Origin of the sequence: Pseudoalteromonas distincta (genome assembly GCF_000814675.1) — a bacterium.
Lineage (GTDB): Bacteria > Pseudomonadota > Gammaproteobacteria > Enterobacterales > Alteromonadaceae > Pseudoalteromonas > Pseudoalteromonas distincta.
This window is the reverse complement of the sequence record NZ_JWIG01000004.1, coordinates 1-12,032: the sequence shown is the minus strand read 5'-3', so window position 1 is coordinate 12,032 and position 12,032 is coordinate 1. Positions and strand designations below refer to the sequence as shown.

The following is a 12,032-nucleotide window of genomic DNA, read 5'->3' as shown; positions in this document are numbered from 1 at the left end:
AAAAAAGGGGGTGTCTAAACGCATTAGATACCCCCCTGCTTTAAACTGATATTTACTAACCGCCCATTTTCATTTTAAGTAGCGGCGCTAATACATTACCTTCTCGGCCCATTCTTGTATGGTAAACCTGCCTGTACGCAAATACATTTTTTACGTAATCGCGGGTTTCGCGATACGGAATAAGCTCTACCCATAACTCAGCCGGAATAGCGTCATCGGGTAACCAACGCTTTATACGGTGATAACCCGCATTATAAGAAGCTGTTGCCAGCACTTCATTACCGTGGTTTTTCTTTTTTAAGTACTGTAAGTAACTCGTACCCAACCTAATATTTGTTTTAGGTTGATATAAACGACTACTTGTCACACTGCCTTTATTTACATACTCAGCAGTACTAGGTAATAACTGCATTAAACCACGCGCATTAGCATGCGAGCGTGCATCTGGCGCAAAAGAGCTTTCGCGCCTTGCAATAGCAATACTCCAAGCAACATCTATCTTGCTACGTTTACTGTAGCGCTCAAAAACATCTTGAAACGCAAACGGAAAACGTTGCTCTACATTATCCCATGCTTTAATTTTTGCTAAAGTAAAAATAGTACTGTCGTGCCAACCTAAATCGGTAGATAACTGTGATGCTGCCAGCTTTTCTTCATCGCTAGAGGTATCCGTTAAGTAATTCCATTCACGGCGCGCCGACGTAAAGCGCTCAATATCATAAAGTGCTTTTGCACGCTTAAAGCCTGGTGCATTACTCACTTTATCTACAAGTACCTTATCGACTGCTAAAGGCTGATTATTTAAATCAACGGGCAACCCCAAACGTGCTGCGGCTAAAAAGCCGTAATAATCACGATTAGCCGCTACTTTTTTCCAGATGTCGTCTGCTTTTTGTTGCTCGCCACGTTGTGCATAGCTATAAGCTAACCAATATTGCTGACCAAGACTTAAATTTTCTTTACCTGTAAAAAATGCAGCAATCCCTTCCCAATCTTGGGTTTTGAGCATATTGCCCAGTTGCCACTGAATAAGCTTGCTGTCTAGTCGCTCTTTTGGCACTTTATTTAGCCAAAAGCTCGCTTGTTTATGCCCGCTAGAGGCAAGTGACAATGCAAAGGTGTAATACACATCCGCTTTTTCTTCATCGCTGTACTTAAATATTTTTTCTAGCTTTTCCCATGCTTTTAAAGCTAGCTCTTTATCGCGCCAAACCAAACGCTTAACACCATAAATAGCTATTTGCCCTTCTTTAGCCGACTTGTTTTTATATCTATATAATCCAGCGGCTGCGCTTGGATCTTTTCGCACTTTTAAATATAAGTCAGCTAAGTAACGCTCCTTACTTGGTAATAAAGTTTTTAAGTAAGGTAATAAGCTTTGCGTTCCGCCTTGTGCAGCAAGTGTTACACGCTTCCAAACCGTTTCTTCTTTCATGTAGCCTTTTTTACGCCACGTAGAAAATAAACTATCACAACCATTAGGTTGCGATTTACCTACAGCCCATAAGTCGGTCACCTGATTTAGAATTGCCTTTTCGGGCGCACCTAAATCAAGCTGAAAATCTAAATAAGTACAAGTAAGCTCCGTATTAGACGTTTCACGATAGTTGCGGATATACGCCGCCTTTTCGTTGTTATCTTTTAAATACTCTAACCACGCTTTGCGCACCGGCCACTCAAGCGGCGTATGCTGGTATATATTTAAATATTCTTCTATTTCTGCCTGATGTTTAATGCTCGGATGGCGTTGCCAATACGTTTTTTCAACATAAGGTTTTAACGGATGATTTAGGTTACTAACCGCTTGTTTAAAGTCTTGGTAACTGCCGTACCTTACTTTTTTTTCGGCATCTAAAAATGCATCGTTATCGTTACTTGCCTCGGCAGAATGAAGAGGAAAAATGAATGCAGCTGCCGCAACACTTAGTAAATATTTTTTCATAATGTCCTTTAATAAAAATTAAAGTTGTGAATAAAAACTTTTCAACCACCTTAGCACCAAACCAGCTATATTTTAACCAGTCGATTGTAACCGAGTTAAATTTTTCGTTGCATTTTTAATTTAAAGCAAGCACACTGATTGAAATGCAAACTCATCGTACCAGTCTTAGTTCGTCAACTAGGGAGAATAATAATGTTATATAAAAGCGATTCCTTTGAAGTTAGCTTCCTGAAGGAAAACATCGCCGAGTTTAAGTTTTGTGTTGCAGGTTCTGTAAACACACTATCTCAAAAAACTCTTTCAGATTGCGCAGCAGCATTAAAAGAATTAGCCGCCAATACTGATATCAAAGGCATGATTTTTACCAGTGATAAAGACCACTTTATTATTGGTGCCGATATCTTCGAATTTTTACCTACATTTACTAAACCTGAAGAAGAATTAGTAGTGTGGATCAAAAACGCAACCGACGTTTTTGATGCAATTGAAGATTTACCATTCCCAACTCTAAGCGCTATAAACGGTATGGCACTTGGCGGTGGTTGTGAGTGGGCACTTGCTACCGATTATCGTGTGGCAAGCGAAACAGCTAAAATGGGCCTACCAGAAGTTAAACTTGGCATAATGCCAGGGTTTGGTGGCACAGTGCGCTTACCACGTATCATTGGCGCCGATAACGCGATGATGTGGATTACCTCAGGCGCAGAAAACCGCGCAGCAGATGCCCTTAAAGTAGGTGCGTTTGACGCGGTAGTTAGTGCTGACAAACTTCTAGAGTCAAGTGTATCAACACTTGAACTGGCGATTGCTGGCAAGCTAGATTGGCAAGCAAAACGCAACGTAAAACTACAGCCACTTAAATTAAACCGTGTTGAGCAAGGCATGAGCTTTGCTATGGCAGAAGGTATGGTAATGGGTAAAACCAAAGGCCACTATCCTGCACCGGTTATGGCTGTACGTACTATTAAAGCAGCGGCAAACTGTACTCGCGATGAAGCAATGGCAATCGAAAACGCTAACTTTGCTAAATTAGCACGTACACCAGAAGCAGCTGCACAAACTGGTATATTCCTAGCTGACCAATACATTAAAGGTAAAGCACGTAAATTTGCTAAGCACAGCAATGTAGAAATCAAACAAGCCGCAGTATTAGGTGCTGGTATTATGGGTGGCGGTATTGCATACCAGTCTGCTTATAAAGGCACACCTATTATAATGAAAGACATCCAACAAGATGCGCTTGATTTAGGTATGGGTGAAGCATCTAAATTGTTAGGTGCAAAAGTTAAGCGTGGCCACATGCCAATGGAAAAAATGTTGGCAACACTTAGCAAAATTAAACCAACACTTAACGAGTCAGACCTACAAAGTGCCAACATCATTGTTGAAGCCGTTGTAGAAAACCCTAAAGTTAAGCAAGCAGTACTCGCTGATCTTGAAAAGAACATGCCAGAAGGCACTGTACTTACTTCAAATACATCGACTATTTGTATTGATTTACTAGCACAAGCGCTAGATAAGCCAGAAAACTTCTGTGGTATGCACTTTTTCAACCCTGTGCCAAAAATGCCATTAGTAGAAATTATCCGTGGTGCAAAAACCTCAGATAAAACAATTAATGCAGTAGTTGATTACGCGCTTAAATTAGGTAAATCGCCAATTGTTGTTAACGATTGCCCAGGCTTTTTTGTAAACCGTGTTTTATTCCCTTACTTTGCAGGTTTTAGCAAATTAGTGGTTGAAGGCGCTAACTTTGCAAAAGTAGATAAAGTAATGGAAAACGTATTTGGCTGGCCTATGGGTCCGGCTTACCTACTTGATGTTGTAGGTATTGATACAGCGTTCCATTGTACTGGCGTAATGGCTGACGGTTTCCCTGAGCGTATGGCGCGTGCTGATAAAGACCCTGTGACTATTTTTGCCAACGAAAAACGTTTTGGTCAAAAGAACAAAGCCGGTTTTTACAAATACGAAACAGATCGTCGCGGCCGTCTTAAAAAGTCTCATGACGAGACAGCAATTGAGCTACTAAGCCCAATTACAGACGCACCAAAAGAATTTGATAAACAAGAAATCATCGACCGTTGTATGATTCCAATGATCAACGAAGTGCTACTGTGCTTGCAAGAAGGCATTGTTGCCTCGCCGCAAGAAGCAGATATGGCATTAGTTTACGGTGTTGGTTTCCCTCCATTTAGAGGCGGCGCGTTCCGTTACTTAGATCAAACTGGTTTAGCTAACTTTGTTGCAGCAGCAGACAAATACGCTCACCTAGGTGCGATTTACCAAGTATCTGAACAAACTCGCAAGTGGGCCGAAGAAGGTCGTGTTTTCTATAAGGTGGAAGGTTAATATCATGAATAATCCAGTAATTGTAGATTGTATCCGCACACCAATGGGTCGCTCTAAAAGTGGTGTATTCAAACATAAACGTGCAGAAGACTTAAGCGCACATTTAATGAAAGGCTTACTAGATCGCAACCCTGCAGTTGATCCAGCATCAATTGACGATATTTATTGGGGTTGTGTACAGCAAACATTAGAGCAAGGCTTTAACGTAGCACGTAACGCATCATTGCTTGCCGGTATTCCGCACAGCGTTCCTGCTGTTACGGTTAACCGTTTATGTGGCTCTTCTATGCAAGCATTGCATGACGCAGCACGCGCAATAATGACAGGCGCTGGCGACACTTACCTAATTGGTGGTGTTGAGCACATGGGTCACGTACCTATGACTCACGGCAACGACTTTCACCCAGGCTTAGCAACATCAATTGCACAAGCGTCTGGCTCTATGGGCTTAACAGCAGAATACCTTGCTACGCTTCATGGCATTAGCCGTGAGCAACAAGATGAATTTGCTTACCGTTCACATCAACGTGCACAAGCTGCAACTGTTGAGGGCCGTTTCCGTCGCGAAATTTTAGCAATGGAAGGTCACGATGCAGATGGTTCGCTTATCTTAGTTGAAGACGACGAAGTAATTCGCCCTGAAACAACTGTAGAAGGTCTATCAAAGCTTCGCCCTGTATTCAATCCTGCATCAGGTACGGTAACAGCCGGTACGTCTTCTGCACTTTCTGACGGCGCATCTGCAATGTTAGTAATGAGCGAAGAAAAAGCAAAAGAGCTTGGTTTACCAATTCGTGCGCGCATTAAAGCAATGGCAGTCGCTGGTTGCGATCCATCAATTATGGGTTACGGCCCAGTACCAGCAAGTAAAAAAGCACTTGCACAAGCCGGTATTACAATTGATGACCTAGGCGTAGTAGAACTTAACGAAGCCTTTGCAGCACAATCATTACCTGTAATGAAAGATTTAGGGTTAATAGATGTTGTTGACGAAAAAGTGAATTTAAATGGCGGCGCAATCGCACTTGGTCACCCACTGGGTTGTTCGGGTTCGCGTATTAGCACATCGCTTATTCACTTAATGGAAGACAAAAATGTACGATACGGTTTAGCAACTATGTGTATTGGTTTAGGCCAAGGCATTGCAACTGTATTTGAACGTGTTCAAGACTAATTAGTTTAAACATGTAAAACCATCTTGGTGATTAAAAAGGCGAACTGATTTTATTCAGTTCGCCTTTTTTATTAGCTTCAATTTATAAAAACGTCTCTTTATCAAACAAGCATGTAACAGCGTAATTATGTGATCGGGCGTATTATTAAATAAAGCATTTTGAAACTGCTAAAAGCATTAAGTAAAATAGTTAAATTACGCTTAAAATTGCGTTAAACTGCCAAACTTATTAATTGCTATACCTAAGCACTCGCGTACACAGCAATCACTTTAATTAAACAGGCCAATTTATTATGAGCTTTGATAATCCCGATCACCAATTAGATGCCATAGGCCTTCGCTGCCCAGAGCCAGTAATGATGGTACGTGCTGCTATTCGTAAAATGAACGATGGTGAAACGTTATTAATAACTGCTGATGACCCATCAACCACTCGCGACATTCCGAGCTTTTGTACGTTTATGGATCACACGCTGGTGGCTAAAGATGCAGAAGAAGCACCGTATAGATATGTGGTGAAGAAAGGTTTGTAAGAGATCTATTGGCTATAAGAATTATTGTCAAAGCGGCTAGTTAATTCTATCAAATCAAAATAATACGCTAACTTCTTTTTGTGTGTACCATAAAACAGCATTAGAACGCTTAAGGCTTGTGCGGGCTCTACCCCATATCGTCCATCGTAACCAACTACTCGAGTTAAATCTTCAGCCTTCCTTAAATCGACCTCGTTATATTCATACGTTTTTAAAAATACTCCTAGATAGCTATATAAATTCATCGGTTCTTTACTTACGGCAATGTTATTGAAGCCACCATTATGGACAAACCTCATTGGTAAAGCTTCATATACCTGAGAAAATTTCTGACTATATTGAAGATTCCGCTCAAGTCCAAGTTTGGCTATATCCGCTTTCGGAATACTTTGAAATTCATTAAGTAAGCTTTGAGTATGACTTTTTCCATCAATATAAAATGGATTGCTTGTGCCTAAACTTATGAATAGTGTTTTTTTAAGGTCAACGTAAGTCTCATACTGAAACATGTATAATGCTAGTAATGAACTAATTAAAGTAACATCAAGCGTGTTATTTTTTTCTATGAGCTCTATACAAGTAATAAACCTCTCAGCTAATTGAATTGCTGATCTAGGTGGTAAATCTAACCACTTAGCAATACTTGAGACATGTTCAATAACAGTGTTCTGAAAAGTTTTGGTTGTGTCATCTTTAAAGTTTAAAAATGGAAAAAGTATAATATTACGATTGGCTAATTCTGAATAATTCAAGATAGATAGATCACAGTTACTTTTTAAAAGGTTGCTTGAAACATCGATATCTAAATGGAACTTAGTATCAAAAAAACGTCGTAAATAATTATTTGCATTGAATTCGTTTCCATATAAGGCCTTAATAGTGTGCTGTAACTCTTCTGTATGAGTTGATACAACAATCACGATCCCCTCAATATCAAATATATGCTTTATTGCTTCTAGCATTTCTACAGCGTAAGTTGGTCGGCATCGATCTAATTCATCTATAAATATAAACGCTGGATAATCTCGCATAATTGCTTGAAAGCCAGCTTTTGGCTTATTAATTGAGTATTTGACCAACTCCTTAATGGCAGCTTTTAACTCTTTTACTCCCTTCTTATAGTCACTATGCTCTTTAAATGCTTGAGTTGCCATAGCTTCCATGGCAGATGACAAATCTATTGACTTATTATTTTGTGTTGGTGAGGAAGCTTCTGTAGCTGACCCTTCCTCAACAAATAGCTCTTCAATATCAAATCCACCATAACGCTTAACTAATGCAGCTAAAATTTTCGGTAATACAGATATACCTAAATTTTTAAAACGCTTCTTCTTTTCTTTACTTAAGTAACTTTTATTTATTGTTTCTAAAAGCTGATCTTGAATTTCAGCTAGTACAGTAATTATGGGGGAATCCATAAAATCACTAGACCAGGCATCTATATAGACAACAGGATGTTCATGTTTTAAATCTTCGGCCCAGCGTTTTACAAAATAAGTTTTGCCTGCCCCCCATTGCGCATTAACGTTTATTACATAAGAAGATTTATTTGGCTTTTCTCTATTCGCATTTGAACGACGAACAAGAATTTTAGTTAGCAGTTCTGCATCTTGTTTTCTATTCAACTGATCTGCAGGATAAGTAGCACCATTAATTTTTACTTCTTCATTCCATTGCTTAGTTCTCATAATAACATCCTTGTTACAAATCCATTAATTCACTCGGGCAGCTTTAAAATTACAGCTATCACTTCTTCGTTATCGTCACTTGTGGCTTATCGTAGTCACTGTAATCAATACTTACTATGTACGTGCCTTTTATTGCTGGTGTGAAACTAAAGTAGTTATAAATAGTATTACAGTCTGCGGTAGCTGGCTGGCCGAGTGTTAGTTTTTGCCCTGCTGGTTGTGCATCGCTGTAACCACAGTTGTAACCTTCACTAAAATCGGCATCGGCTATTTTAAATTCGTACACTTTACCAGGCGTACTAAATTTAACTTGTGCTTGATAAAGCGCAGGGCCAACTGGCGCAAACTGATACTGGGGTTCTGCATCCCACAATGTAAAGTCGCCACGTAAGTAAATTGTGCGGTCAAGCTCTTGCTGTGGTAAAACATCATTAATCGAAATTTGGCTTGTACAGGCTGTAAGTAAACCAGCAATTGCTAAGGTTAAAATTCGTTTCATAGAAATCATCAATGGGTATCCTTTGCGTACAGTGAAAACTAAAAAGCCAGCAAAACGCTGGCTTTTAAAATTGCTAATCGGTGTTATTTTTGTAAAACAGAAATATCTGCAATACCTAAAAACAATCCGCTTAACTGGCTTAATAGCGCAAGACGATTTTGCTTAACAGCTTCATCGTCGGCCATAACCATTACGTTGTCAAAAAAGTTATCAACACTTTCACGAATACCCGCCAATTGGCTTAATGCTTCTTGGTAGTTTCCATCTGCGTAAAGTGGCGCAAGGTCAGTGGCAAATTTTGCTACTTGTGATGCTAATACTTTTTCAGCGTCGTCGCTTAATAAGCTCTCATCAACACTACCTTGGCTGGTAATGCCGTTTTTAGCCAGAATATTACCTACGCGCTTATTAGCCGCTGCAAGCGCTTCTGCTGCGTCTAATGTACGGAAGTGGCTTACGGCTTTAACACGGCGGTCAAAATCAACAGGTTTAGTCGGACGACGTGCAAGCACTGCTTGAATTACGTCTACTTCAATACCTTCGTCTTGATACCAAGCACGGAAGCGCCCTAGCATAAACTCAAATACGTCAGTTGATACATTTAAGTTAGTTAACTTGTCGCCAAACAATGTTTGCGATTTAGCTACTAGGTCTAAAATATCAAGTGGTAGTTCTTTTTCTACCATGATGCGCAGTGCACCAATAGCAGCACGACGAAGAGCAAATGGGTCTTTGTCACCTTTAGGTGCTTGGCCTATACCAAAAATACCCACCAGCGTGTCAAACTTATCAGCAATCGCTACTGCGCAGCTAATTAAGTTTGTTGGTAAGTTATCCCCTGCAAAGCGTGGCATGTACTGCTCGTTTTGCGCTACGGCTACATCTTCGGCTTCACCATCGTGGCGAGCGTAATGCATTCCCATTACACCTTGCACGTCGGTAAATTCCATAACCATTTCAGTCATTAGGTCAGTTTTACTTAATAAGCCAGCACGCTGTGCTAGGTCTTTATCAGCACCTAATTGCTCAGCAATATAACCTGCAAGCTCACTAATGCGCTCAGACTTATCTTTAAGCGTACCAAGTTGCTTTTGGAACAATACGCTATCAAGCGACTCTAATCGGCTTTCTAGGGTTTTCTTTTTATCTGTTTCAAAGAAGAACTGAGCATCGGCTAAACGCGGGCGCACTACTTTTTCGTTACCAGAAATAACCACACTTGGATCTTTACTTTCGATGTTAGATACAAACAAAAACTTATTTAAAAGTTTGCCATTTTGATCTAATAACGGGAAATATTTTTGATCGTCTTTCATGGTGTAAATTAACGCTTCGGCTGGTACATCTAAAAATGCTTCTTCAAATGTTGCCGTTAAAGTAACTGGCCACTCTACAAGTGATGTTACTTCTTCTAGTAAATCTTCATCCATTGCAACAACAGCGTTAACTGCGCTTGCAGCCTCTTCTATTTGTGCTCGAATTTGCGCTTTACGTTGCTCGTAATCAGCAATAACGTAAGCAGATTTAAGTACGTCAAAAACGTCATCTGCATGGTTAATGCTAATTTTTTCTGGGTGATGAAAACGATGACCCTGAAGCTGGTTAGTTATTTGCTTACCAAGTATTTCGCCTTCAAGTAGCACATCACCAAATAAAATAGTGACTGTATGCACAGGACGAATAAATTGTGTTTTATTCGCGCCCCAACGCATTGGTTTAGGGATTGGTAATTTACTTAATGCTTTTGTGATTGCATCTGTCATTAGGGTTTTAGTTTCTTGCCCTGCTACTTTAGCAATGTGCAATAACCAAGCGCCTTTATCGGTTTCAAGTGTTTGTGCGTCTTTTACTTCAATACCACAACCACGTGCCCAACCCATTGCTGCTTTTGTTGGGTTACCGTCACCGTCAAATGCAGCTTTAGTAGCTGGACCGCGCTTTTCAACTTCTTTGTCTTGTTGCTTAGCTTCAAGCGCTTTTACTTGTAAACCTAAACGACGAGGCGATGCATACCAGCTTACGCCTTGGTGTGCTAATTCTAATGTTTCTAGCTCTTGAGTTAAGTTTGCAGCAAAGGCTTCTGCTAGTTTACGCAATGCTTTTGGTGGTAACTCTTCTGTGCCAATTTCTACTAATAAATTTTGTGCTGACATTTTACTTATCCTTACACAGCGGGAAACCAAGCGCTTCACGTTTGTCATAGTAACTTTGTGCACACGCTTTTGATAACGCACGAACGCGTAAAATATAACGCTGACGTTCGGTTACCGAAATTGCGTGGCGTGCGTCTAGTAAGTTAAATGCGTGCGATGCTTTCATTACTTGCTCGTATGCAGGTAGTGGTAAGTTTGCTTCAATTAACTTTTGGCTTTCTGCTTCACACTTATCAAACTGTGCAAATAAGTCTTCTACGTTTGCATGTTCAAAATTATAAGTAGATTGCTCTACTTCATTTTGATGGAACACGTCGCCGTATGTTACGCGCCCTAGTGGACCGTCTGCCCATACTAGGTCGTAAATGCTATCTACGCCTTGAATGTACATTGCTAAACGCTCTAGGCCGTAAGTAATTTCGCCTGTTACTGGTGAGCACTCTAAGCCACCCACTTGTTGAAAGTAGGTAAACTGCGTTACTTCCATGCCGTTTAACCAAATTTCCCATCCCAAGCCCCATGCGCCTAGCGTAGGTGATTCCCAGTTATCTTCTACAAAGCGAACTTCGTGAGTAAGGGTATCAATACCCATTGCCGCTAATGAGCCTAAGTAAAGCTCTTGGATGTTATCTGGCGATGGCTTTAAAACTACTTGGAATTGGTAGTAATGTTGTAGGCGATTTGGGTTTTCACCATAGCGGCCATCCGTAGGACGACGACACGGCTGAACGTACGCGCTCGACATTGGCTCTGGACCAATAGACTTTAAAAATGTTTGCGGGTGAAATGTCCCGGCGCCCACTTCCATATCAAGTGGTTGAATAATGACACAGCCTTGCTGCGCCCAATAATCCTGTAAAGCCAGGATCAAACCTTGAAAGGTTTTTACGTCATATTTTTGCATATTTGGCTTTTTACTATCTAAGAAGTAGCGTGAAAATTACCCTTAGTATACCGTGTGTACACTCAGGTTTTAAGCAGTTTGTGTAATTGAAAAAATAAAAAAGGAGCCATTAGGCTAATGCCAGTCAGTTAAGCTGACTGGCATCTTTCTTTTTATGGGGATACTTAGATGGTTTTGGCTTAACCCATCGGGGATATCTTCTATCCTCTCGTCTAGCTGGAAGCTTAAATAAGACCAGTGTATCGAGTAAGTGCTGCCAGTGTATTGGAATGTTCCCTGGGCTCATTATAGATACTGACGAGAAATACTGAATGACAGCCATCGAACTGCTAGAGAAACTAAGCTGGTTAGGCCATATCCCTGTGACTGTCGCCGCCATCGTCATTATTCTTCGTATTAAATTATAGGCGAGTAACACGGCCCATAGCTCCTGACGCACCATGTCTGGACGCTTACTTCTTAAATGGTATGCGCTATCAAGCATGGTTTGTTTGATTTCTCTAAACCCAAGTTCTATCTCCCAACGATGACAATATAATTCAACAATTTCATTACCTGGATAACGCAATCTATCCGTCATCGAGGTTAATATACGGTAGCTTTTGCCCTTTATTGTTTTGCTGATTAATCTCGCTTTAATCGTTTCAGGAACATCGGGAAAGTTTTTTTGTGCATGCTTTGTGGTTTTCAATTCAATGATATGGTCATTTTTACCCGCGCTGGAGATGATTTCATACTGTAAGTCGGGCCTTGCTGGTATCAGCCAGTGCCTCATCTCCCCAGTTTG

9 protein-coding genes are annotated in these 12,032 nt (G+C 40.5%); 3 read left to right on the top strand and 6 right to left on the bottom strand.

All coding sequences use genetic code 11. The annotated features are described in order from the left end of the window. Positions 1-55 precede the first annotated feature (55 nt). Complete coding sequence (locus tag QT16_RS04315) at positions 56-1,942, bottom strand: transglycosylase SLT domain-containing protein (RefSeq protein WP_039486465.1); 1,887 nt, start codon at positions 1,940-1,942, stop codon at positions 56-58. Positions 1,943-2,134: 192 nt separating this feature from the next. On the opposite strand from QT16_RS04315, the gene fadB reads away from it, so the two are divergent. From fadB to tusA, 3 genes are all read left to right on the top strand, one after another. Next, positions 2,135-4,294 carry a fatty acid oxidation complex subunit alpha FadB gene (fadB, locus tag QT16_RS04310; RefSeq protein ID WP_039486462.1) on the top strand — a complete coding sequence of 720 codons (2,160 nt, stop codon included), beginning with the start codon at positions 2,135-2,137 and terminating at the stop codon, positions 4,292-4,294. A gap of 4 nt (positions 4,295-4,298) precedes the next feature. Beyond that, a complete protein-coding gene (gene fadA / locus QT16_RS04305) occupies positions 4,299-5,468 on the top strand; it encodes an acetyl-CoA C-acyltransferase FadA (RefSeq protein WP_039486459.1) in 1,170 nt (389 codons plus the stop codon). 293 nt (positions 5,469-5,761) lie between these two features. Beyond that, positions 5,762-6,001, top strand: a complete 240-nt coding sequence (tusA, locus tag QT16_RS04300; RefSeq protein ID WP_004335190.1) for a sulfurtransferase TusA — start codon at positions 5,762-5,764, stop codon at positions 5,999-6,001. Positions 6,002-6,006: 5 nt separating this feature from the next. Here tusA and QT16_RS04295 read toward each other — a convergent pair whose 3' ends face one another. From QT16_RS04295 to QT16_RS04275, 5 genes are all read right to left on the bottom strand, one after another. Beyond that, on the bottom strand, positions 6,007-7,689 hold the full coding sequence (locus QT16_RS04295) for a KAP family P-loop NTPase fold protein (protein WP_082007334.1): 1,683 nt from the start codon (positions 7,687-7,689) through the stop codon (positions 6,007-6,009). A gap of 58 nt (positions 7,690-7,747) precedes the next feature. Next, positions 7,748-8,197, bottom strand: a complete 450-nt coding sequence (locus QT16_RS04290) for an early set domain-containing protein (protein WP_039486454.1) — start codon at positions 8,195-8,197, stop codon at positions 7,748-7,750. A 74-nt stretch (positions 8,198-8,271) separates the two neighbouring features. Next, positions 8,272-10,341, bottom strand: a complete 2,070-nt coding sequence (gene glyS / locus QT16_RS04285; RefSeq protein ID WP_039486450.1) for a glycine--tRNA ligase subunit beta — start codon at positions 10,339-10,341, stop codon at positions 8,272-8,274. Position 10,342: 1 nt separating this feature from the next. Next, on the bottom strand, positions 10,343-11,245 hold the full coding sequence (gene glyQ / locus QT16_RS04280) for a glycine--tRNA ligase subunit alpha (RefSeq protein WP_004335201.1): 903 nt from the start codon (positions 11,243-11,245) through the stop codon (positions 10,343-10,345). Between the two features lie 124 nt (positions 11,246-11,369). Continuing rightward, positions 11,370-12,032: IS4 family transposase (locus QT16_RS04275; RefSeq protein ID WP_039486445.1), on the bottom strand; the 663-nt coding region annotated here is incomplete at its 5' end.

What these genes read in the sequence shown, in the direction of transcription:
- QT16_RS04315 (WP_039486465.1), bottom strand. Translation starts at nt 1,942, where the DNA reads ATGAAAAAATATTTACTAAGTGTTGCGGCAGCTGCATTCATTTTTCCT.
- fadB (WP_039486462.1), top strand. Translation starts at nt 2,135, where the DNA reads ATGTTATATAAAAGCGATTCCTTTGAAGTTAGCTTCCTGAAGGAAAAC.
- fadA (WP_039486459.1), top strand. Translation starts at nt 4,299, where the DNA reads ATGAATAATCCAGTAATTGTAGATTGTATCCGCACACCAATGGGTCGC.
- tusA (WP_004335190.1), top strand. Translation starts at nt 5,762, where the DNA reads ATGAGCTTTGATAATCCCGATCACCAATTAGATGCCATAGGCCTTCGC.
- QT16_RS04295 (WP_082007334.1), bottom strand. Translation starts at nt 7,689, where the DNA reads ATGAGAACTAAGCAATGGAATGAAGAAGTAAAAATTAATGGTGCTACT.
- QT16_RS04290 (WP_039486454.1), bottom strand. Translation starts at nt 8,197, where the DNA reads ATGATTTCTATGAAACGAATTTTAACCTTAGCAATTGCTGGTTTACTT.
- glyS (WP_039486450.1), bottom strand. Translation starts at nt 10,341, where the DNA reads ATGTCAGCACAAAATTTATTAGTAGAAATTGGCACAGAAGAGTTACCA.
- glyQ (WP_004335201.1), bottom strand. Translation starts at nt 11,245, where the DNA reads ATGCAAAAATATGACGTAAAAACCTTTCAAGGTTTGATCCTGGCTTTA.